21 protein-coding genes are annotated in these 21,402 nt (G+C 61.3%); 3 read left to right on the forward strand and 18 right to left on the reverse strand.

Annotated features, from left to right (window positions below):
* From ACTIFP_RS11640 to ACTIFP_RS11655, 4 genes are all read right to left on the reverse strand, one after another.
* Nucleotides 1–615, reverse strand: a 615-nt coding sequence (locus ACTIFP_RS11640; RefSeq protein ID WP_439568891.1) for an electron transfer flavoprotein subunit beta/FixA family protein, incomplete at its 3' end; no start/stop codon positions are given.
* A 433-nt stretch (nt 616–1,048) separates the two neighbouring features.
* Complete coding sequence (locus ACTIFP_RS11645) at nt 1,049–1,366, reverse strand: 2Fe-2S iron-sulfur cluster-binding protein (protein ID WP_439568892.1); 318 nt, start codon at nt 1,364–1,366, stop codon at nt 1,049–1,051.
* Nucleotides 1,367–1,379: 13 nt separating this feature from the next.
* On the reverse strand, nt 1,380–2,618 hold the full coding sequence (locus tag ACTIFP_RS11650) for an NAD(P)/FAD-dependent oxidoreductase (RefSeq protein WP_439568893.1): 1,239 nt from the start codon (nt 2,616–2,618) through the stop codon (nt 1,380–1,382).
* A 196-nt stretch (nt 2,619–2,814) separates the two neighbouring features.
* Nucleotides 2,815–4,068 carry an aromatic ring-hydroxylating oxygenase subunit alpha gene (locus ACTIFP_RS11655; RefSeq protein WP_313911355.1) on the reverse strand — a complete coding sequence of 418 codons (1,254 nt, stop codon included), beginning with the start codon at nt 4,066–4,068 and terminating at the stop codon, nt 2,815–2,817.
* 226 nt (nt 4,069–4,294) lie between these two features.
* Here ACTIFP_RS11655 and ACTIFP_RS11660 point away from each other — a divergent pair, with 226 nt between their 5' ends.
* Complete coding sequence (locus tag ACTIFP_RS11660; RefSeq protein ID WP_439568894.1) at nt 4,295–4,999, forward strand: CoA transferase subunit A; 705 nt, start codon at nt 4,295–4,297, stop codon at nt 4,997–4,999.
* Nucleotides 4,999–5,640 (forward strand): 3-oxoacid CoA-transferase subunit B, encoded by a 642-nt coding sequence (locus ACTIFP_RS11665; protein ID WP_439568895.1) that lies wholly within the window; start codon nt 4,999–5,001, stop codon nt 5,638–5,640. The genes ACTIFP_RS11660 and ACTIFP_RS11665 overlap by 1 nt, the downstream gene beginning before the upstream one ends.
* Nucleotides 5,641–5,655: 15 nt before the next feature.
* Here ACTIFP_RS11665 and ACTIFP_RS11670 read toward each other — a convergent pair whose 3' ends face one another.
* The 13 genes from ACTIFP_RS11670 to ACTIFP_RS11730 all read right to left on the reverse strand — a co-directional run bounded on the left by ACTIFP_RS11670 (nt 5,656) and on the right by ACTIFP_RS11730 (nt 19,666).
* Nucleotides 5,656–6,450, reverse strand: coding sequence for an SDR family NAD(P)-dependent oxidoreductase (locus ACTIFP_RS11670; protein WP_439568896.1), 795 nt, complete (start codon nt 6,448–6,450; stop codon nt 5,656–5,658).
* Nucleotides 6,451–6,463: 13 nt separating this feature from the next.
* On the reverse strand, nt 6,464–7,225 hold the full coding sequence (locus ACTIFP_RS11675) for an enoyl-CoA hydratase-related protein (RefSeq protein ID WP_439568897.1): 762 nt from the start codon (nt 7,223–7,225) through the stop codon (nt 6,464–6,466).
* 50 nt (nt 7,226–7,275) lie between these two features.
* Nucleotides 7,276–8,922: a GMC family oxidoreductase gene (locus ACTIFP_RS11680; protein ID WP_439568898.1), complete on the reverse strand. Its 1,647-nt coding sequence runs from the start codon at nt 8,920–8,922 to the stop codon at nt 7,276–7,278.
* Between the two features lie 68 nt (nt 8,923–8,990).
* The gene (locus tag ACTIFP_RS11685) at nt 8,991–10,490 is read right to left on the reverse strand and encodes an AMP-binding protein (protein ID WP_439568899.1); all 1,500 of its coding nucleotides are present in this window, start codon (nt 10,488–10,490) and stop codon (nt 8,991–8,993) included.
* 28 nt (nt 10,491–10,518) lie between these two features.
* On the reverse strand, nt 10,519–11,409 hold the full coding sequence (locus ACTIFP_RS11690) for an enoyl-CoA hydratase (protein WP_313911361.1): 891 nt from the start codon (nt 11,407–11,409) through the stop codon (nt 10,519–10,521).
* Nucleotides 11,410–11,478: 69 nt separating this feature from the next.
* Nucleotides 11,479–12,345 carry an enoyl-CoA hydratase/isomerase family protein gene (locus ACTIFP_RS11695; protein ID WP_313911362.1) on the reverse strand — a complete coding sequence of 289 codons (867 nt, stop codon included), beginning with the start codon at nt 12,343–12,345 and terminating at the stop codon, nt 11,479–11,481.
* A 43-nt stretch (nt 12,346–12,388) separates the two neighbouring features.
* Nucleotides 12,389–13,147 carry an SDR family NAD(P)-dependent oxidoreductase gene (locus ACTIFP_RS11700; protein WP_439569148.1) on the reverse strand — a complete coding sequence of 253 codons (759 nt, stop codon included), beginning with the start codon at nt 13,145–13,147 and terminating at the stop codon, nt 12,389–12,391.
* A 49-nt stretch (nt 13,148–13,196) separates the two neighbouring features.
* Nucleotides 13,197–14,045 carry a TauD/TfdA dioxygenase family protein gene (locus ACTIFP_RS11705; protein WP_439568900.1) on the reverse strand — a complete coding sequence of 283 codons (849 nt, stop codon included), beginning with the start codon at nt 14,043–14,045 and terminating at the stop codon, nt 13,197–13,199.
* Nucleotides 14,046–14,128: 83 nt separating this feature from the next.
* Entirely contained in the window at nt 14,129–15,841 is a 1,713-nt protein-coding gene (locus ACTIFP_RS11710) for a diflavin oxidoreductase (RefSeq protein WP_439568901.1), read from the reverse strand.
* A 40-nt stretch (nt 15,842–15,881) separates the two neighbouring features.
* Complete coding sequence (locus ACTIFP_RS11715; RefSeq protein ID WP_313911366.1) at nt 15,882–16,214, reverse strand: non-heme iron oxygenase ferredoxin subunit; 333 nt, start codon at nt 16,212–16,214, stop codon at nt 15,882–15,884.
* Nucleotides 16,211–17,509 carry a cytochrome P450 gene (locus ACTIFP_RS11720; RefSeq protein ID WP_439568902.1) on the reverse strand — a complete coding sequence of 433 codons (1,299 nt, stop codon included), beginning with the start codon at nt 17,507–17,509 and terminating at the stop codon, nt 16,211–16,213. The genes ACTIFP_RS11715 and ACTIFP_RS11720 overlap by 4 nt, the downstream gene beginning before the upstream one ends.
* Before the next feature lie 144 nt (nt 17,510–17,653).
* Entirely contained in the window at nt 17,654–18,430 is a 777-nt protein-coding gene (locus ACTIFP_RS11725; protein ID WP_439568903.1) for an SDR family NAD(P)-dependent oxidoreductase, read from the reverse strand.
* A 63-nt stretch (nt 18,431–18,493) separates the two neighbouring features.
* Entirely contained in the window at nt 18,494–19,666 is a 1,173-nt protein-coding gene (locus ACTIFP_RS11730; RefSeq protein ID WP_439568904.1) for an alpha/beta hydrolase, read from the reverse strand.
* Nucleotides 19,667–19,816: 150 nt separating this feature from the next.
* Here ACTIFP_RS11730 and ACTIFP_RS11735 point away from each other — a divergent pair, with 150 nt between their 5' ends.
* Nucleotides 19,817–20,689: a helix-turn-helix transcriptional regulator gene (locus ACTIFP_RS11735; RefSeq protein ID WP_439568905.1), complete on the forward strand. Its 873-nt coding sequence runs from the start codon at nt 19,817–19,819 to the stop codon at nt 20,687–20,689.
* A 77-nt stretch (nt 20,690–20,766) separates the two neighbouring features.
* Here the strand turns inward: ACTIFP_RS11735 and ACTIFP_RS11740 are convergent, their stop codons facing one another.
* Nucleotides 20,767–21,375: a VOC family protein gene (locus ACTIFP_RS11740; protein WP_313911371.1), complete on the reverse strand. Its 609-nt coding sequence runs from the start codon at nt 21,373–21,375 to the stop codon at nt 20,767–20,769.
* Between the last annotated feature and the right edge of the window lie 27 nt (nt 21,376–21,402).

Genomic DNA, 21,402 nt, shown 5'->3' on the forward strand with positions numbered 1-21,402 from the left:
GGCGGGGGTCTTGGTATCGAGCGGCTTCGACTTCGCCTTCATGATGTTCGGCAGCGAGGCATAGCGCGGCTCGTTCAAACGAAGGTCGGTGGTGACGATCGCGGGAAGCTTGAGCTTCACCGTTTCGAGGCCGCCGTCGACTTCGCGCGTCACATTGACGCTGTCGCCATCGACATTGACCGCGCTGGCAAAGGTGCCCTGCGCCCAGCCGGTCAGCGCAGCGAGCATCTGGCCGGTCTGGTTGTTGTCGTCGTCGATCGCCTGCTTGCCAAGGATGACAAGGCCGGGCTGTTCGGCGTCGGCGATCGCCTTGAAAATCTTCGCGAGCGCGAGCGGCTCGACCGCATCGTCGGTCTGCACGAGGATCGCGCGGTCGGCGCCCATCGCGAGCGCGGTGCGGAGCGTTTCCTGCGCCTTGGCCGGACCGACGCTAACCGCGATGATCTCGGTCGCGACGCCCTTTTCCTTCAGGCGGATCGCTTCTTCGACGCCGATCTCATCGAACGGGTTCATCGACATTTTGACATTGGCCAGGTCAACGCCTGTGCCGTCGGCCTTGACCCGCGGCTTGACGTTATAATCGAGCACCCGCTTTACGGGGACGAGGATTTTCATTCTGCTCTCCCAACCCGGCACTATCCAGCGACGCCGTTGAGCTTAAATAGATAAACTGGTTTACCTTTGTCAATCCTTTCCGTGGGCGAGCGGTGACCCGGAACGCATCGAGCCATGCTCAAGCGTGGCTGAAGTGCCCAGTCTCGCGATGCGCATCGGCGGTATCGTTGATAGGTGCGCGAGGTCATCGAACGCGAATTTTCGAACCGGCTCCGCGATTTCAAGGATGATGGGAGGTCGCGCGATTGGCTCAAGCGCGGAAAATCTGGGTGCTCCAGCCGAGATGCCCGAGATATAAATCGACGCTAGTCTCGATATCCCCGATGCTACCATTAGATGGGATTCTTCTAATCGATGATGGGGGACCGATCACGCTCCATACCGACGTCCCATGCCCTATACCCTGAGCGATGGGCGAAGAATCCCGAGCCGCCTATTCATCGCGTGCAATAGTGACCCGAATGCCGTCGAGATCATCTCCGAAGGGTATCTGACAAGATAATCGCGAAGTCTCGTTGCGCTCAGACGAACTATCCAGAAGATCGTCTTCATCGTCACACATCGGGGGGACCTTCCCGACGAATTCGGGAGCCACATGAACGTGGCAGGTCGCGCACGAGCGACATCCGCCGCAAAGCGCGAGCAGTTCGTCGAAGCCGTGCTCGCGGATTATCTCCATCAGATTGAGGCCAGCGTCTGCTTCGAGCGCATGCGCAGTCCCGTCACGGTCGATTATTGTCAGGCTTGGCATAATGATAGCTCTATCATCTTGGATTGGCCGCCAGCGAAACCAGCTCCTTTAGCGGCGTTTCGGTGTCTGCAAGTTGTTCAGCGGTCGCGTGGAGACCGGCCGTGACGATCATCCGCCCCTGGACATAATCCTTGGTCGCATTGACACAGTCGATCGCAATCACCTTGCCGTCTTTCAGGTAGACGACCGAGAAGCTGCGGTTCGCGGGGTCGCCACGCAGCACCGCCTGATCGTGCCCGGTCGACAGGCCCGCGGTCTGGAGCTTGAGGTCGTATTGGTTCGACCAGAACCATGGGATCGCATGATAGGGTGCTTCGTCTCCGACGATGCCCTTTGCGACGACATTCGCCTGATCATTGGCGTTCTGCACCGATTCCAGCCGGATCGTCGCGCCCTCGGCAAAGTGATTCTCATGCGCCGCGCAGTCGCCGATCGCATAAATGTCCGGCAGACTTGTCTTGCAGAGCGCATCCACGAGCACGCCGTTGCCCCCCGCGGCGCCGGCCGCGATCAGCGGCTCAACCGCGGGCACGATGCCGATGCCGACGATGACCAGGTCGGCGGGAATCACCGCGCCGTCCGACAGGCGCACACCGGTGACATGATTGCCACCCTCGATCGCTTCGATCGAGACGCCGAGCCTCAGGTCGACGCCATGCTCGCGATGTTCCTTCTCGTAGAAGCGCGATAATTCGGTGCCCGCGACGCGCGCGAGGACCCGGTCGAGCGCTTCCAAAAGCACGACCTGCTTGCCCGCCTTGCGCAGCACCGCCGCGGCCTCCAGCCCGATATAGCCGCCGCCGATCACGACGATCTGGCCCGCGATTTCGGAGGCCGCCTTCATCGCATCGGCGTCGGCGCGTGTGCGTACACCTTGCGCGCCGGGAAGGGCGCCGCCGGGAATTGGCAGCATGCGTGGGCGGCCGCCGGTCGCCCAGACCAGCTTGCCATATCCGATCGTCGCGCCCGCATCGGTGGTGACGTTGCGCGCCGCCGGATCGACCGACACGACGCGCGTACCGAGCAGCATCGTCACTTCGCGCTCGTCCCAATATTTGGCGGGGCGGAGCTGGATGCGTTCGAATTCCTTTTCGCCCGCGAAATATTCCTTGGACAGCGGCGGGCGCTCGTAGGGAAGCTCGGGCTCGTCGCCGACGATCGCGATGCTTCCGGTGAACTTCTGCGTGCGCAGCATGATCGCCACCTGTGCGCCACCATGCCCGCCGCCGACGATCAATACGTCGTACCGCACGTTTTCCGTCTCCCTATGCCATTCCGTGGGGCTAGCGGATCCCCCCCCTTAAGCGGTCAACAAAGCCGAGTGACAATCCCAAAGTCATTTCAGGATTACCGAGCGCCTGCATGGAAGTAGGCAGCGCATGATCCGACATACGCCAACCGCAACATTTGTTTCGGCCGCCCGGCTTAACCTCTTGCCCTATGGCAACTTAGCTCGGCTCCTCCATCTGAGCATAAGGCAAATCAACCGGGACGACGGCCAGCGCGGCAGGAATATTTTCACGGCCAATCACGACGTCGATCTCTTGCTCATGATGGTAGAGGAACTGCTCCGACCAACACAACGGGATCGAATCGATCCCTCCGTGCGACAGCGCTTGATGCATTCCGGCCAGCGCTTCGAGATCCTCCCCAATGAAGGCTTCGAAAAAGGTCAGCGTATCCTTGTCGAGCTGCTCGTTCGTTTCAGACGCCCCGGTCTTGACGAAGGACACCTCGACCCGGCTTCGCCCGACGCCGATTGGCCACACCATGACGATTGGAAACAGATATTCGGCGAGCGGAAAGGTCGCGTTGGGGAACACATTGTAGCTTCGTTGGCCGCTGCGCGAGATTTCGGCGAGCTTGGCGGCGCGCTGCTCTTCGCTGTCGGTATCTGACTTGAAAAAGGCCGCGCCCATGCCGCTGGTCAGCTCGCCGCGCGATTTGATCACGATAGCGCTGTGGCCGCCGCGGATCATCTGCAATGCCGACGTCTTGGAATCGATCACCTTGTCGATCGTATTCTCATGAACATATTTCGCGTGATAATTTTCCGCAAAATTGTCTTGCACACACTTCCAGTTGCAATCGACCTCGAAGCTGAACCGCTTGTGGAGCCGTAGATCGTCGAGCGGCAGGTCGGCCCATAGAGCGGGAATCTCCGCAAGATATTCGAGCAGTGGCACAGCCGACGTGTCGAAGTTGACGAAGACCAGGCTTCCGAGTTGCTCGCAGCGGATCGGTTTCAATCCGCGCTCGGATTTGTCCATGCCCGCAAAATAATGCTCGTCGGGGACGAAAAGGAGCTTGCCGTCGAGATCATAGGTCCAGCAATGATAAGCGCACCGCAACGCGCGCTCCTTGCCCTCCGGCTGCTTCATCAGCATCGAGCCGCGATGCTGGCACGTGTTGTGAAAGGCACGAAGGACTTCATCCTTGCCGCGCACGACCACCACGGGGGATTCGTTAAGCATATAGGTGCGATAGGTTCCGGGTTCAGCGAATTCGCTCGCGAGGCCGACAAACAGCCAAGTCCTCGGCCAGAGAAACTTCTTCTCCAGATCATAGAATTCATCGCTCGTATAGCGCGCGGCCGGGATATCGGGAAACGCCGGAAAGTTCTCGGGGAAACGGCGTTCACGCATATTGACGGTCGCGGTCTCCCACATGGACTGGATGCGCTCGGGAGTTTCGAGGGTCATTTTGTGCCTATCCTCTCACTGACAGATGCTTCGATTGTAGCGATCGTCCGGCGCGGCACTATCCCCGTCGCGGGGGACCGACGCGGCGCAACCCGTTTGCACCCAAACTAAGCGATGATCGTCCCGTTCGGCAGGGACTGCGGCGGTCGCGAAGAACGCCTAGCACCGCCCCCGATTGCCTGCGCGGGGCCCGCCGGGCGCGCCTCTCGGAACAAAGGACAGGATTTTGCCCACGATCGTAAACGACGCGGCCGCCGCCATCGAGGGTCTGCTTTTCGACGGCATGACCATCGTTGCGGGCGGGTTTGGGCTTTGCGGTATCCCCGAAAAGCTCATTCTCGCCATAAGGGATGCGAAAGTGCGCGACCTCACGGTGATCTCCAATAACGCCGGTGTCGACGACTTCGGCCTGGGATTGCTGCTGCACACCCGCCAGATCCGCAAAATGATCAGTTCCTATGTCGGCGAAAATAAGGAGTTCGCGCGTCAGTATCTTGCTGGCGAACTGGAGCTCGAGTTCAATCCGCAAGGTACGCTCGCCGAGCGCATACGCGCGGGGGGCGCCGGAATACCCGCCTTCTACACCAAGACGGGGGTCGGAACGCAGGTGGCAGAAGGTAAAGAAGAGCGCATCTTTCATGGCCAAAGATATATTATGGAAACGGGCCTTTTCGCGGACCTCGCGATCGTGAAAGCCTGGAAAGCCGATACCAAAGGCAATCTCCTGTTTCGCAAAACCGCGCGTAACTTCAATCCGATCGCGGCGACTGCCGCTACGATCACTCTGGCAGAAGTTGAATCGATCGTGCCAGCGGGAGAAATCGACCCGGATCAGGTGCATACGCCGGGCATTTACATCGACCGGCTTTTTGCGGGCGAGCATTACGAAAAACCGATCGAGCAGCGAACGACCCGGACGGAGCTGGTATAATGTCATGGACCCGCAACGACATCGCCGCGCGCGCCGCGCGTCAGTTGAAAGATGGCGATTATGTAAATCTGGGGATCGGCGTACCGACGCTCGTACCCAATTTTCTCAAGGCGGGGCTCGAAGTCACCTTCCAGTCGGAGAACGGCATGCTCGGCGTCGGCCCCTTCCCCTTCGAGCATGAAGTCGATGCGGATCTGATCAACGCGGGCAAGCAGACGGTGACCGCACTGCCGGGTTCCGCCTTCGTCAACTCGGCGGAGAGCTTCGCGATGATCCGCGGAGGTCATGTCGACCTGTCGATCCTCGGAGCGCTCGAGGTAGCGGAGAATGGCGACCTTGCGAACTGGGCGATTCCCGGCAAGATGGTGAAGGGCATGGGCGGCGCAATGGATCTTGTTGCCGGCGTGCCGCGCATCATCGTTCTCATGGACCATGTCTCCAAAAACGGCGAGCCCAAGTTTCGGGGCTCATGCAGCCTACCGCTGACCGGAGCCGACGTGGTCGACATGATCATCACCGATCTTGCCGCATTCGAGCGGTCCGATCGGGGCGAGACGCTCTTTCGGCTCATCGATATGGCGCCGTCGGTGACACTCGACGAACTCCGCGCCAAGACCGAAGCTCAATTCACGGTCGATTGAATCGAATGTCTGTCATCACCGGCCGTCCTCGTACCGCTCGGCATGCGATAAGGACGGAAGCCGGCACGTCATTCCACCGTCGACGGTGATCGCCTGCCCCGTGACATATGCACCGCCGTCGGACGCGAGGAAAAGAGCGGCAGCGGCAAGGTCCGCAGGCTCGCTGTACCGCCCAAGGACCGTCGCGATATCGAGATAGGCCTTCCCTTCGGCAGTATGCGGCGCCGCGAACCAGTCGCGCGTGATGCCGGTGACGGTGTTTGCCGGATGAATGCAATTGGCGGTCACGCCATCGGGACCGAGTTCGATCGCGAAGCCCTTCATGAGACCCGCCACCGCATGCTTCGACGCAACATAAGCGCCTTGGAGACGAAGGCCGAATTCGGCGCACACCGATCCCGTCGTTATGATGCGCCCGAACCGGCTGCCGCGCAGCAGGGGTACGCATTCGCGCGTAAGGCGAAAAACCGCGTCGACATTGACCGCGAATATGCGCGACCAGCTGGCATCCGTCGTCTCGTGGAGCATGGCGAGTTCACCCGGAATTCCGGCGTTGTTGACAAGAATGTCGAGCCCGCCAAGCTCGCTTTCGGCCATACAAGCAAGCTTGCTTGCCGCCTCCGGCGTTGCGACATCCAGGGCGCGCACCACGATTTCATTACGCCCGGCAAAGGCCGTCTCGAGGCGCGGCGCATCGATATCGACGACGATGACGCGGGCTCCTTCATCCGCGAAGCGCTCGGCGATGGCACGGCCGATCCCGTCTGCCGCGCCGGTCACCAGCGCGCGGCGACCGGCCAGATAGCTCATTGGCTATTCCTCATCATGCACGCCCGGCCGCGGAGAAGTCTGGCTTGCGCTTTTGGGTAAAGGCAGCGACGCCTTCCCGGCCTTCCGACCCTGCGGCTTGCAAGCCCACGTTGCGCGCTTCGGCCTCCATCTGATCCTCGGGAGAAAGTTCGCCGCTGGACAGGAGCAGCCGGCGAATGGCTGCGTGCGCGCCGACTGGGCCGTTTGCCAGCGTCGCCGCGACGGAGCGGCTTTCCAACGGTAGTTCCGCGTCTGGAACCACGCGTGTTACCAGCCCGATCGACACGGCCTCGTCGCTCGATAAGCGGCGGTTGAGCAGGGCCAGCTCCTGACTGCGCCTGAGACCGATTAATCTGGGCAAAAGCCAAGTCGAGGCACCGTCGGGCGAAAAACCGATCCCGGTATAAGCCATGGAAAAGTGCGCCGACATTGCGGTGAGGACGATATCTCCGACCAACGCGAGACCCAGCCCCCCGCCCGCAACCGGCCCGTTGACAGCGACGACGAGGGGCTTTTCCATGTGCAGAAAGGTTGCGATCGCAGCATGGAGCGGCGTCGTGATGCTACCGAGCAATACGCCGACGCTCTCGCCGGCGGCCCCGATGGCCTTCACGTCGCCACCCACACAGAAAAAGCGTCCGTTCGCAGTTAGGAGCACGGACCGAACGGTAGGGTCGCTGGCAACCTCGCTTGCCCTCAAGGCCAGTTGCTCCGCCATTGCGACACTGATGGCATTGCCCGTGTCAGGGCTGTCGAGCGTCAGTGTCGCGACCATCCCATCGTCGTCTCTTCGTACTAGCATGACTGTGCTCTCCAAATTGCACTTTACGCCTTGGCTGCGGCAGGGATCGCCGGCGGCGCGCGCCCGGCAATGATATCCGCTGCTTTTTCCCCGATCATGATGGCGGTCGCGTTTGTATTGGTACTGGGAAGCGTCGGCATGACCGACGCATCGGCGACGCGCAGGCCACTTATTCCCCGGACACGGAGCTGTGGATCGAGGACCGCGCCGTCGTCGATCCCCATGCGACACGTGCCCACCGCATGATAGCCAAGCGCGGCTTTCGCGCGGACGAAGTCCGCCCACTCTGCATCGGTCGACGGCATCGGGTTCGGGACGCGGTTGGCCGTCACCAAAGACCGCATGGCCGGTGTCCGGTAGAGATCGTCGATCAGCTTGCAGCCATCGACAAGCGTCGCGAGGTCGCGCTCGTCTCCAAAAAGCTGGTGGACGATCCTGGGGCGAAGATTCGCGTCGAGCAGGACTTGCCCGCGGGATTTCGGATGGCAGACCGACGCATAAAGCGTGATGATCTGTTCTCTAGGCAGGCCCTTGGCATCCCAGGACGTCGCGTTGGGGTCCATATCATAGCCCAGCGGCATGAAATGAAACTGGATGTTGGGCTCGTCGAGGTCGGCACGCGTTTTTACCAGCCCCATCGCCGGAACGGCGGGGGCCGACAGCGCTCCCGTCCTGTTCCACGCATAACGGAGCAGGTAACCGATGATATCGACCGGTCGCATTCGGCTGTTCATCGTCGGCCGGTTGACATATTTATTCTGGCCGACGCCTGGATGCTCCTGGAGATTGGCGCCGACGCCCGCCGCGTCGATTAGCACTTCGATCCCATGTTCCGCGAGCACCGCGCTCGGGCCGATCCCCGAGCGCATCAACAGAGCGGGCGAACCCATCGCCCCCGCCGAAATAATGACTTCGCGGCGCGCGCGCGCGGAGTGCATTTTGCCGTCCCGGCGGAACGTCACGCCGGTTGCTCGCTTCCCTTCAAAATCAACGCGATCGACTTCCGCCGCGGTGATGATCTGGAGATTGGAACGCGTACGCGCTGGGCGCAGATACGCCTTCTCCGTGCTGCATCGCCACCCGTCCCTCTGCGATCCGTGGGTCAGAAATACGCCTTCCATCCGGCCATCCTGATATTCTCCGAGCGTCGCGATCCCCATCTGATTGCACGCTTCGAGAAATATGTGCGTGAGGGGATGAAATCCGGGCCGCATCGGCGAAACCGACTGAGGGCCATGGGTGCCGTGCGCCTGGTTCGCTTCGCCGGTCCAGCTTTCGGAGCGCAGGAAATACGGGAAAACGTCCGTAAATCCCCAACCGGACGCACCGGCCTGCTCCCAGCGATCATAGTCGCGGCGCGTGCCTCGCACATAAACCATCCCATTGATCGAACTCCCGCCGCCAAGCGCCTTGCCCGCTGACCAGGCGAACGCCCGGTTTCCAATCGTGGGATCCGGCTGCTGCTCGTACAGCCAATCGAACTTGGGATTGCCGATCAACTGCACGACCCCGGCCGGAACCTGCACGAGGAGGGCACGTGCCTCACCGCCCGCCTCGATCAGCAGGACCTGCGACGCGCCATCTTCGCTGAGGCGATTGGCGATGACGGCCCCGGCGCTTCCGCCGCCGACGATGATATAATCCGCCTCAAAGGCTTCGCTGCCGTCCATATCAATCTCCCGTAGGCGCGACCGCGCCGCGGTCGCGCGCGCTGCCGGCGCCGGCTATAAATAGTCCATCAAACCGACGAGGCGTGGATCGGGGCGGCGGCCTCGCGCATCGCGATCCTTTGCTCGCGCAACTGCTGGCGCCGGACCTTGCCGGCATCATCGCGCAATTGCCCGTCGACGAATTCGAAGCTGCGAGGCAGCTTATAGGCCACCAGTCGATCGCGAAGAAAAGTTACCAACATGTCCTGATCGAGCTTGCCGCGCCAACCATCGGTAGGTTGAACGATCGCGTGCACCGAAGCGCCGAAATCTTCGTCGGGCAGGCCGATAACCACGGCGCCCTCAATCCCCGGATGCGCCATCAGTGCACTTTCGACTTCGGCGGGGAAGATGTTAGCGCCGCCCGACACGATCATGTCGGTACGTCGGTCGGCGATGTAGAGAAATCCGTCTTCATCAAGCCAGCCGAAATCGCCGAGCGTCTCGTAACCGTCCGGGGTGCTCCGCGTTTCGGCACCGATATAGGCATAGGTCGAACCACGTCCACCAGCCGGAAGCGCAAAGATTTCACCGACCTCGCCCGCGGGGAGATCGCGGCCCTCGTCATCGACGATGCGTATCTTGTCGAGGTGCGGGCGGCCGACCGAGCCACGATGCGCCAGCCATTCGACGCCGTTCAGGATCGTCGTCACAATTCCTTCGGTGCCGCCGTAGAGCTCCCAGATCTTCTCCGGCCCCAGCCAGTCGATCCATGCCTGCTTCAGCTCGGGCGGCATCGGCGCGGCCCAATGCCATACGGTTTCGAGCGACGAGACGTCATAATTCGCACGAACCCCGTCGGGCAGGCGCCAAATGCGCATCATCATCGTCGGCACGAAACTGGTCCATTGGATCGAGAAACGATCGATAAGACGCAACGCTTCCTCGGGATCGAAGCGTGACATGCCGACAATGGAATGCCCTTCGAACAGTGCCTGGATATTCGTCGTCACCGGCATATTGTGGTAGACAGGACCCGTAGCGAGGATCGGTCCCGCCGCAGGAAATCGCAGTGGCGGCTTGCGGTCCGGATCAAGGGCGTTCAGACCCGGCGCGACGATGATCTTCGGCTGGCCCGTTGAGCCGCCCGACGACATGGCTTTCCAGCGCGGCGCAATAACCGGCTCGATCACCGCTGTATCCGCGTGATCGCGGCCGAAATCAGCTGGAGCGGCCGCAAGGCCTTTCCGAAGTGCGGGATCGGCGGCGATGACCATCTTGGGATTCGCCACTGCGACGATTGCTCGCAATTCGGCAAGCGGCAGGCGGTAGGAGACGACGTGCGGGGTCGCACCGATCGTCCATAAGGCAAACATCACTTCGTAAAAATCAGAGCCATTCGGCAGTGCGAGCGTCACAAGATCGCCTTGCGTTACGCCCGATGCGCGCAGCGCGTGGGCGCGCCGCGTTGCGCGGTCGGCAAGTTCGCCCCATGTGACAATGTCGTCGCCATGGCGAATCGCCCAGGCGCTCTTGCCATGCCGCGCGGCGCCGCGCCGCGGGATGTCGGCGAGCGGGATCAGAGCCATTTGGAGCCGCGTCCTTCGATCGACATGCTCATTTGGGCTCTTCCGAAGGCTTGCCCCAGGCAGCCTTTCCTTTCAGCGCACCGGGAATGCCGCTGGGGTCGATTGGCAAGCCATAGAGTTGCTCGTTATGCGAATGGCTGAGCTGATGAAGGGCAAAACTTGTGTTCATCGCCGAAATGCGGCCCTGCGCGTCCTGCGCGCCGTTCACGGCTTCTTTGAGCAGCTTGAGCACGAACGACGGTTTTTTCGCGATCCGCTGCGCCATCTCGAGCGTGAAGCTTTCGAGCGTCTCGTTCGGTACGACATGGTTGACCATGCCAAGACGGTGCGCGTCGCGGGCGTCGAGGAAATCACTTGTGAACAGCATCTCCTTCGCTTTGCGAACGCCGACTTCCCACGGATGATTGAAAAACTCGGCGCCTGCGACACCGATCGATGCCGTATTGTCGGCGAACAATGCGTCCTCACCGGCGACAATGAGGTCGCACGGCCAGATCAGCATAAGTCCGCCGGAGACGGCCTTGCCTTGCACCTGCGCGATCGTGACCTTGGGAATGTTGCGCCACCTCTCGCTGAGGCCGAGGAACATTTCCTTTTCGATGCCCATGCGGCCTTCGGCCCCGGCGCAGTTGAACCCGCACCACGTTCCGACGGGGTCCCAAGGTGCCATTTCGGCAACGAAATCCTCGACGCGAAGATCGTGCCCCGAAGAGAAATGCGGCCCGCGCGCGCCAAGAATGATGACCTTTACGTCATCGTCGCGCGCAGCATCGTCGAACGCCGTGTTGAGTTCATAGAGCATAGCGGCGTTCTGGGCATTGCGGCTCTCGGGTCGATTGAGCATGATCCGGGTTACCCCGGGATGCGGCGTTTCGACGAGAATTGTCTCGAAATCCCTGTTCTTTGTATCTCTCGTCAAAATTCGCTCCTTTTGCTCATTATGGAGCGAGCCGACCGCGCGTGTTTGAGCGGCCGGCCCGTCCCATCTTCAGGCTGCGTCTTGCTGCCGGCCAGCGCCAGCATCGGCCTGGTCCTTGGGATATAGGCGTTGCAGCGCGCGATAGCCTTCCTGGCCTTCGTTGCTCTTGTCCCAGACCATCCAACCGCGATCCATGTGCGAAAGCGCCTGAAGGGCCATGCCGTACCCGACGCCGACCTGATCGTTGAAAAGCTGCTTCCAGCGATCGACGAAGCATTGACGTGTGTAGCGCAAGGTCAGGTCGTCATAGGTTGCCATCTGATGCGCGAGCTCCAGCGCGCGGGGCATGAGCTGGTCGGGTTCGAGCACCTCGTTGACGACGCCGAGGCGGAGGGCTTCCTGGGCGTCGATATGCTGACCGGTCAGCAGGAAATATTTCCCGCGATTGGTTCCGAGGAGTTCCTGCCAAAGGATGTGGACGCCGTCGCCCGGGACTTCGCCCGCGGTAAAATGGCCCTCGTCGGCATAGACCGCCTTCGTCGAGGCGAGATTGATATCGCCGAGTACCATCAGCTCGCCATGGATCAGCGCGGGGCCGTTGCAGGCGCAAATCACCGGCGCTTCGATTTCGAACAGGCGGCGGAACATCATCTTCTCGCCCCAGGCTGGCACGTCGAAGTTGCTGGGTGTCTTGATCGGAGCCCCCCATTCGCCGTGCCGATCGATGAACACGTCACCGGTGCCGGTAAACACGACGACGCGGTTGCCGCGATCGCCGCCAATGTCCGTGAAAGCAGGCGCCCATTCGGAATGATGCTTGGCGCCGTAGAGAACCGGGCCGCCGTCGCTGTGCCAGGTCACGACAAGTACGCCGTCGTCGGAACGCTCGAACTTCAGAGTTTCATATTTATCGAAATAGTCGGGGCGGTCAGTCATCACATCATCTCCGTTGAATGTCTAAAGGGTCGAAAATCGTCGTTCAGGCAATCACCATCCCGCCGTCGACCGACAGCGTGGCGCCCGTGAGGTAGGAGGCCGAATCCGAACATGCCCAGATAACGGCCGAAGCAATCTCTTCCGGCTGACCCGCCCGGGCCATCGGAACGGACGACTGGACATAGTCGTCGACGCTGAAGAAGCCTTCGGCGGCTTTCTTCATCAGCATCGGCGTCTCGATGACGCCGGGGCACACGATATTCACCCGAATATTCTGTGCCGCATATTCGAGCGCGGTGACCTTGGTCAGCCCGATCAGGGCATGCTTGCTTGCGACGTAGGCGGGAAGCTGGGGCGCTGCGCGTAGCGATGACACCGATCCGGTGTTGACGATGGCGCCGCCGCCCGATGCGCGCATCGCCTCGATCTCATACTTCATGCACAGCCAGACGCCGGTCACATTAACGGCGAAGATTTGATCCCAAAGCTCGCGCGTGCAATCGACAGTGGTGCCAGTGTCGGGCGAAATACCGGCATTGTTGTGTGCAGCGTCGAGGCGGCCGAACCGCCGCACGGTTTCGGCGACGGCAGCCGCGACCGACTCTTCTTCCGTCACGTCCGCCGCGATATAGATCGCTTCGCCGCCCGCTGCGCCGATCGCATCGAGGGTCGCGCGTCCGGCGTATTCGTCACGGTCGACGACCGCGACGCGCGCACCGAGCTCTGCAAAGCCCTGCGCGGTCGCCCTTCCGATGCCGCTGCCGGCGCCGGTGACCAACGCCACGCGACCGCTCCAGTCCATGACCTTCACTGCGATACTCCCATCTGTTCCAATATTTGAGCCGGGGCGATCACTTGCGCATGTGGGCGGGCAGACGATCGTCAGGGATCGGCGGGCGATACATCTCGGCCGGTGCCTCGGTGATGCATACCCGCTGGAGCGTGCGCGTCTTGCCGGGAACCAGCCCGCCACGTGCGTGGTGATAGGCCTGGTTCGCCCAAATCACGACGTCCCCGTTCCGCCAGCGGTGTTCGTAGATATTCGAGTCCGAGTAGAGATGGGCGTGCAATTCGGCGATTAACTCTTCGCTTTCGGCCTCGTTGAGACCAAGAATGAGCGCGGTATTCTGCTGCGTTGCGAAAAGCACCTCCATGCCCGTAATCGGATCGGTATGGATGATCTCATGCTCGGCGCGCGGCGCATCTTCGGGATAGCCTTCGATCCGCTGGCGCCCCGTCAGACCTTCCTCGCTGGCCGAGAACAGGTTCAGCCCCTTGAGTCCGCGCAACCGCTCGCGCGTCGCGGGCGAAAGTGCTTCGAGCGCAAGGCGCCCACTCGCAAAGCGGGTCCACGTCTCCTCATAAGGCACCTCGATGCCGTGGAGGGAGATGCCGAGCAGCGGAATCGGCGTGTACAGGAAGTCGAGATGAAACGAGACTTCGGAATCACCGAGGATCCCATCCGTGCGCGTGTTCGATACATAGCCGACAGTAGTAAAGTCTTCGAGCACCGGGCCGAGCTTCGCCATCACCCGCTTTTGCTGTTCTTGGGTCAGTTCCTGCTCGCGAAACACGAGGAAACCATGTTCCTTGAAAAGCGCTGCCACCTCGGCATCATTCTTTTCATCGTGCAGGTCGATATCGACCGTGACCCCGAACGGCGTGTTCGGCGTAACCTTGGTTGTGGATTGGACAGACATATTCATTCTCCTGAATGCCAGACTATGACAAGGCTGCGGGCGCGGCACGAGCCTGCGTAGAAATTCGTACTTCGGGCGAGAAATCAGTAGACATCGCGCTGGTACCGCCCCTCGCGCTGCATGGCGGCGACGTAGATTTCCGCCGCGTCGGCGCTCATGTTCAAGCCTTCTTCGAGCGCGCGAAGCAACGCACTGTGAACGGCTGGCGCCATGTCTGCGGCATCGCCGCAGACATAGATATGAGCCCCGCGCGCGACCCAGCGACCCAGTTCGGTCGCATGTTCGGCGATCCGGTGCTGGACATAGACTTTGGCCTCGCCGTCGCGGGAAAAAGCGGTGTCCAACCGGGTCAACGAGCCCGAATTTTCGAACGCGCGAAAATCGGCTTCGTAAAGAAAGTCCGTGGCCCGATTGCGTTCGCCGAAAATCAGCCAGGCCGGACCCGATGCCGGGGTACGTTCCTGCAGAAATGCACGATAGGGCGCCACGCCTGTGCCGGCACCGATCATGATGATCGGCACATCGTCCGCGGGAAGCCGGAAGTGCGAATTGGGTTGAACATAGACGCTGAGGCGCGTGCCCAGAGGTGTGCGGTCGCACAGCATGCCGGTTGCGACGCCCTGACGTGCCTCGCCTCGCAGCGAATAGGCGACGGGAGCGATCGCGAGATGGGCCTCGCGTCCCGCCGCGCGCATGCTCGAGGCGATGGAATAGAGCCGCGGTTGCAGGGGTCGCAGGCTTTGGACGAAACCTTGCGCCTCAAGACCGGTCACGGGATTCTGCCTGACGATATCGACAATATGGTGATCGCGAAGAAAGGCTCTGCGTTCGGCGGCGCGCTCGTCCGTGAGCAATGACGCGAGCTCGACCGAAGAGGTCAAGGCGGCCCAATATTTGAGGAAGCGAGGAGTGACGGTCGTGACTTCGCAATAATCGCGCAGCGCTTCGGATAGCGCAAGCGGCACCCCCGCCAACTCGACCGTGGTCTGGGGGTCGAGCGCCGTGACGGCCAGAAGCGCCGCGACGACCTCGGCATCATTCGCGACGATGATACCAAGCGCATCGCCTGGCGCGTAGACGGTCTCGGCATCGGCAAATGCGAGCGCGAGGTGCCGCGTTGCTTTCGTCGAGCCGGAGCCGACAAGAAGCCGATTCTCGATCACAGTCGCCTCGACAGCGCCGTACTTGGTCAGCCGCGCCTGCGCGGGACCGGGCAATGGTGCAGGCAGGATCGCTTCCGTCGAAGGGCCCGCCAAGAGATCGAGCGCCGACTCTCGCCAAGCGGCTGCGGGCTCGTCATAGTCGATATCGCAATCGATGCGATCGAGCAGCCGCGCTGCGCCGAGACGCGCGAGGCTCTCGTCGAGGCGCCGGCCAGCCGCGCAGAATTGGGCGTAGGTCGAATCGCCCAGGGCAGCGATGGCGTACCGAAGATGGTCGAGGCGCGGCGCAGCGGCGCTTTCCACCTGCGTAAAAAAATTCTCCGCGGCGTAGGGTGCATCGCCCTCGCCGGTCGTGCTGACAACGAAGATCGCGTGATCGATGTCCGCAAGGTTGGCGATGTCCGTGTCCGCAAGGTCAACGGCCTTTGCCGTGAGGCCCCGCGCCACCGCGCCATCGCGCACCGCATTGGCAATTTCCTCGCTCGCGCCCGTTTCAGTAGCGAAAAAGACCGTTATCGCATCGACTGCCATTCCGCTTCCTGCCGTCGAGCCGGAGCCCGTCCCCGGCGAGCGCCAGTCAAGGTCGTCGGACCCCGCTTCGGTAGAGCCGTTCCATGCCTGTTCGGTCAGCACCTCGGCGCCTCCATATGAGTGAGGAGGATGATCGAGTTCATCACGCTGCACGCGCTTCGGCACTATCGAGATCGACAAAGACGGCCTCGCCCTCGACATGGACGTCATAGACCTTGATCGGCACCCACGCCGGGACGCCCGTTACTTCGCCGGTCAAAAAGCTGAAGCGCGAGCTGTGCGCCGGACATTCGACGCTGTCGCCGCAAATCCAGCCTTCGCTCAGCGACTCATCCTCATGCGTGCAGCGGTCGTCAATCGCCCGGAACCCATGGCCTTCGATATGAGCAATGCACAGCGCGCGCCCGTCGATCTCTACCTTCTGCATCTCGCCCGGCGCGAGATCGCCGATCCTGATGACCTCAACCTTGTTCATGAACTTGCACTCCATTTGTCGAGCACGACCGGAAAAGTGATGTAAGTCGGGATGCGATCCCGCGGATCTTCAAGATTGCGCATTTCGAGCACCTGCGCCTCGCACTTGGGATCGCGCCGGATGCCGGCGCGGAACAGGCCTTGCACCATCCGCAAATGGCTACCGCTCTTCCCGTCGTTGCCGAGGACGGCGCGAAGGCCAAGGCACTGGTGCGGACCTGTTGCGAAGGCGAGCCCGTAACGGCTGATGCCCTCGGGAACGCCGCGATCGGGATCGAAATCATTGGCATTCGCGCCGAACACGGCCTCGTCGCGGCCGGCGCGTGCGACCCAGGCATGAACTTCGTCCCCGGCCTTCAGCGTCACGCCGCCGACTTCGAGGTCCTCAACCGCCAACCGGGTCAGATAGGGAACGAAAGGTGCGCGAAGGCGCAATGTTTCCTGGAGCGCCTGGCTGATGAATTCCATGTCCTCGATGCGCGCCCGGTCTTCCGGATGCGCTTCAAACCAGTCTGACAGATATTCGATCGTCGCGAGAACGGCTTGCGCGCTCGTACCGGTCGTCGCGACAAAGAACAGGATCGCTTCGTTTACCGCGACGCTCTCGTCGTGGTAGCTTTCATGGGCTTCGGTCGCGATCATGCGCAGGAGGTTGAGCGGCACCTCCTCCTCGCCGATCTCGCCCGCATCTAGCCGCTCCAACTGCTTCTTGACAAAGGCAAGCGAAGGGCGAAAAAATTCCTCGACAAAGACTTTCTTTGCTTCAACGCCGGCGCGCGTCACGCCTTCCCGATCCTCGAAGTGCGACGCGCTCAGTCCTCCGAAGATCGGAAGGGCGCAAGCGCGCAGTCGCGCCATGCCCTCTTCGGACTCGACACCCTGGATTCCGATAATTTTCGCCGCGAACTCAAGGAAGATCAGTTCGACCACCGAGGCCAGGTCACAGCCATAAAGGCCGTCTTCGTTCTTCTTGACCGACCGGTCCATCCAACGCTCGACCGACGGAAGGATGATGTCCTCGCGGAAGCGGACAAGCTCCTCGGGGCGGACGAGTGCGTTTAGCAGACGGCGACGCTGGCGATGAAGATCGCCGTTGATCATCGCGAGATTGCCGGCCTGGAATTCGCGTACGTTGATCTCGGCGAGCGCGTTGGGGCAGATGTAATTGTCCGCCGACACATCGGCGTTTTCCTCCACTGCTTTCGAGCGGAGAACCTTTTGCATGTCGTCGAGACTGTCGATCCTTATCCGCGATACGGGGCAGCGCGATTCAGGGATCAGCGGATTTGCATCCATCGGTTCATTCTCCTTTGCGGCGCGAAAGCGACCCCTTTCTGGGGTCCAGGTCACACGCCGGCATCCTCGCCTTTGAAATAGAGGATTGTTCGCCAGACGTATGTCACCGATGCCGGGGACTGCTCCGAAAACACCGAAAAGCGCTCACAGAGCCGCCCAACCGCCATCGACCGAAAGACATGCTCCGGTCACGAACGCCGCTTCGGCGGAGCTGAGGAACAGGACCGCCTGCGCTATCTCGCGGGGAGTGCCGAGACGCTTCATCGGGTGCATGTCGCCGATAGCCTTGCGTGCCGCCTCGCGGCCCGCTTCGTCGACGTCAGCGAGGCTTTGCGCCATCATGCCGGTCGGAATGCCGCCCGGAGCGACGGCATTGATGCGGATATTCTCGGCAGCATATTCGATGGCCGCATTCCGCGTCAGGCCAAGGACCGCATGCTTGCTGGCGACATATGCGGTCTGCATTGCCATGCTGTGCAAACTGAGAAAGGAGGCAGTGTTGACGATCGATCCGCCGCCCTGCTTCAGCATCAAGCCTATCTCCGCGCGCATGCAGAGCCATACGCCGGTGACATTGATACGCATGACACGCTCCCATTCTTCGTGCCCGATGTCGGCGGCGAGCTTCGAGGATTGCGTGATGCCCGCGTTGTTGAAAGCGCAATCTATTCGACCGGTTATGACGGCCGCACGCTCGAAAGCGGCAGCCACTGACCCTTCGTCACCCACATCGGCAACCAGTGCTTCGAAGCGCGCGCCCGTCGACGATAGCAGGGCGGAGGTTGCCGCAAGCCCTTCCTCGGACCGGTCGAGGCCGATGACTACGGCTCCCGTTTCAGCAAATGCCAACGACGTTTCCTGTCCAATGCCGCTGCCCGCGCCCGTGATCAGCACGGTCCTTCCCTCGAAGCGTCCCGTCATCATTTTCTCCTCTTCTGATCTTCGCCGAATATGATCTCAAAAATCGTGGAACGGCTGCCGGACTCAGCGGCCTCTTAGCCCCCGATCGCCCAGCCACGTCTCGGACAGCCGCGTGACATGCCCGAGCAAATCGGGCTGGCCGACGTAATAATGCGTCGCCCCTTCGATCACCTCGTAGGTCTTGTCGGCCGTCGTTGCGGCGTCGAAGACCGACTTGCAGTGATAGGCCGGGACCGCGTCGTCCGCGCTATTTTCGATGAACAGAAGCGGCGCGCTAATCCGCGCGGCGCACGCCACTCCCTCGCCATTGGTGTCGTCGATGGACCATTGCGACAGCCACGCCCGAAGGGTCGAGAAGCGCGCGAGCCCGACCGGGCCGCTATTCACTGTTTCGGGGTCACCGAGATAACAGCGTCCGATGGGACGATCATTAGGATCGAGGGCGGGATCGAGAAAACGGGGATCGGCAAGTGTTCGGTGTGTGACGAACCCACGCTCAAGTTCCGCCCCGCCATTTGTCGAGAGTTGCTCGATCATCTCCTTGACCCAGGCAGTAATTCGCCTGACGCGCTCCAACTGAGCCGTCCGGTAGCGGGCGATGAATTCGGGCGAATAGGGCGGTACGAGGGTTCCGCTGTAAATGTCGAGACTTCGGTCGCGCCGGTCGGGATTGGTTTCGTCGAGGACCGACGGATCGATGATGTCGAGCAGCAGTCGCGCACGGGAGCTGTGAGCCGCTTGGAATATGACGGCGTCGGCCGGGATAAGGCCTGCGCGCGTCAAATCGACGTCGTCCCCCGCCGGCGTATGCGTAATGGTCGGTTTCTCGGCCTGCGATTGGTAAAAGAGAGAAAGCGAACCGCCGCCGCTCCAGCCGACAAGAACGACGTGGCGATAGCCCAAAATCATTTTGGCGTGCCGGATATAGGCGCCCAGATCGAGAAGGACCTTTTCCAGGATGCAGGCGGTGTCGTTGCGCGCGTAGCGGCTCGCGGCACATAGCACATGGGCGCCGCGGCGCGCGGCTTCGCGCGGAACGGGCAGCAGCTGCAGCGTCGAGGCCGGATGCATATAAATCTGCAGCGTGTCGCTCGCGATGTTCTTGGGTCGGATCAAAATCCCCTCGAGATTGACGGCGCCCTGGTTACCGGCAAACCCGTAAGTCTCCGTAAAGCTTTGCCGTTCGTCATAATGGAGATGCACCCAGTCAAACTGGAGTTCGTGTTCATCCGTCATCCCAATGCGTTCCTGCTTGGCGGGCGCGTCGCGTTTCGCTTGTCGCCATTTTGTTCGAGGTGTAGGCTGTAGCAGGAGATCGCCCACCGCCATGTCCCCGTGATGCGGGACGGAGCGAGAATAAGGTCGCGCGGCTCCTAGGAGAGTGACGTGAGTTTTTGGACAGCCCTTCCCGAACCAGCCCTTGAAAAGCTCGCGGCGAATTTCCCCGCGCTCATCATGTCGATTGGGGAAAAGCGCTTTGGTATTGAGCTGCTAAGCCTTCTGCACGCTACGTGCGGCGCCGAGCATGCGACCGTTTTCAACCTGACGGCAGACAATCTGTTCGAAGTGACGGCGGCAAGTCTCGATGGCTCGGACACGGCGCACCGGCAGGTCGGCGTCTATCTCAAGGAAGGCCTGTGGCGCCAAGATCCGACCATGACCGAGGCGCAGCATCGACTGGAGTCGGACACGTCGGCATTCGTCCGGACCGATATCGGGCATCTCTCTGACGATGCCCTGCGTGAAATCGTCTATGGCGAGACGGACATTCAGGACCGGTTGCTCATCTGTTCGCGCTGGGGTGACGACATCGTCGGGCTGAGTGTCCTGAGGTCTTCGAACGTGGGTCGGTTCACGACGACGGACATTGAAGCCGTCAAGTCGATAGCGGGTACGATTTTTGCTCTGCTTGCCAAGCATATCAGCATGACCTGGAACGGCCCCAACGTCTCGGTGGCGCTAACGTCGCTCGAGGAAATCGAGGCGTGCATCCGCGAGTGCGCGGCGCTTCCTCGCCGCGAGGCCGAAGTTTGCAGCCGGATCATTTACGGCATGTCGTCGCTCGGCATCTCGCTTGAACTCAACATATGCGACGAAACAGCGATGACGTATCGCAAGCGCGCCTACAGTCGCCTCAATATCGCGACGCAGCGCGATCTGCTGCTGTGGTATCTCGAATTGTGGAGCAAGTGGCAGGATCGCGCGACCCGGCAGGTTCCGAAGCTGGAAAAAGTGCTTCCCGACTATAAGGCGGCCTAATCCCCTGACGCTGTTCAGCCGGGCGGACCCACACCAGCTAAGGGTGCAGGCATTGGCCCGCGCGTATCGATGTCAGATCACTCGCGCTCCCGGCGCTGCACGATCAGTTCTGTCATGGCTTCCATCAGGTCGCGCCCCGTTGCGCGGGCGCGATTCTTGCCCTCATTCCACATCGTGAGGTCCTTCAGCGCCTGATCGGTATGCCGGTTCCAGTCCGGATCTGTTGGATAGGTGATTTCGAGACGCAGGCCGTTGGGGTCGCGAAAATAGATGCTGTAGATCAGACCGCCATGGTCGGTCGGACCAACGACTTCGATTCCCTGCCCCACCAGCCAATCCCGCCAAGTGTCCACTTCTTCGCGCGTTTCTGCCTGAAGGGCGATATGATCGAAAATTTCATAGGCCGGATGGGTAACGGGCGGGCGCTGGGGAAGGCCGGGCGCCTCGAAAAAGGCAATCGTCGACCCATCCTTCATGCGGAAAAAGATGTGAAAATAAGGGAAAGCATCGCCCGTCGAAGGCACCGTATCGTCGATAACCGTGCTCGCGAGATCCATGCCCATGACGTTCATGTAAAAGTCCGCTGTCGCTTCAACGTCATGCGTCACCCATGCCGCGTGATTGAGCATCAACGGGGTCAGCTTTACCGTCGGAACGGCGGCCAAGATCGGAGCGGGACTATCCATTTGAACACCTCATCGAAGGGAATTGTC

The sequence above is a fragment of the Sphingopyxis sp. genome, from assembly GCF_051861155.1.
Lineage (GTDB): Bacteria > Pseudomonadota > Alphaproteobacteria > Sphingomonadales > Sphingomonadaceae > Sphingopyxis.

Bases quoted from the DNA above. Each gene is read 5' to 3' on its own strand.
- ACTIFP_RS11645 (WP_439568892.1), bottom strand. From the start codon at position 1,366: ATGCCAAGCCTGACAATAATCGACCGTGACGGGACTGCGCATGCGCTC.
- ACTIFP_RS11655 (WP_313911355.1), bottom strand. From the start codon at position 4,068: ATGACCCTCGAAACTCCCGAGCGCATCCAGTCCATGTGGGAGACCGCG.
- ACTIFP_RS11665 (WP_439568895.1), top strand. From the start codon at position 4,999: ATGTCATGGACCCGCAACGACATCGCCGCGCGCGCCGCGCGTCAGTTG.
- ACTIFP_RS11670 (WP_439568896.1), bottom strand. From the start codon at position 6,450: ATGAGCTATCTGGCCGGTCGCCGCGCGCTGGTGACCGGCGCGGCAGAC.
- ACTIFP_RS11675 (WP_439568897.1), bottom strand. From the start codon at position 7,225: ATGGTCGCGACACTGACGCTCGACAGCCCTGACACGGGCAATGCCATC.
- ACTIFP_RS11680 (WP_439568898.1), bottom strand. From the start codon at position 8,922: ATGGACGGCAGCGAAGCCTTTGAGGCGGATTATATCATCGTCGGCGGC.
- ACTIFP_RS11685 (WP_439568899.1), bottom strand. From the start codon at position 10,490: ATGGCTCTGATCCCGCTCGCCGACATCCCGCGGCGCGGCGCCGCGCGG.
- ACTIFP_RS11695 (WP_313911362.1), bottom strand. From the start codon at position 12,345: ATGACTGACCGCCCCGACTATTTCGATAAATATGAAACTCTGAAGTTC.
- ACTIFP_RS11700 (WP_439569148.1), bottom strand. From the start codon at position 13,147: ATGGACTGGAGCGGTCGCGTGGCGTTGGTCACCGGCGCCGGCAGCGGC.
- ACTIFP_RS11705 (WP_439568900.1), bottom strand. From the start codon at position 14,045: ATGTCTGTCCAATCCACAACCAAGGTTACGCCGAACACGCCGTTCGGG.
- ACTIFP_RS11715 (WP_313911366.1), bottom strand. From the start codon at position 16,214: ATGAACAAGGTTGAGGTCATCAGGATCGGCGATCTCGCGCCGGGCGAG.
- ACTIFP_RS11720 (WP_439568902.1), bottom strand. From the start codon at position 17,509: ATGGATGCAAATCCGCTGATCCCTGAATCGCGCTGCCCCGTATCGCGG.
- ACTIFP_RS11725 (WP_439568903.1), bottom strand. From the start codon at position 18,430: ATGACGGGACGCTTCGAGGGAAGGACCGTGCTGATCACGGGCGCGGGC.
- ACTIFP_RS11730 (WP_439568904.1), bottom strand. From the start codon at position 19,666: ATGACGGATGAACACGAACTCCAGTTTGACTGGGTGCATCTCCATTAT.
- ACTIFP_RS11740 (WP_313911371.1), bottom strand. From the start codon at position 21,375: ATGGATAGTCCCGCTCCGATCTTGGCCGCCGTTCCGACGGTAAAGCTG.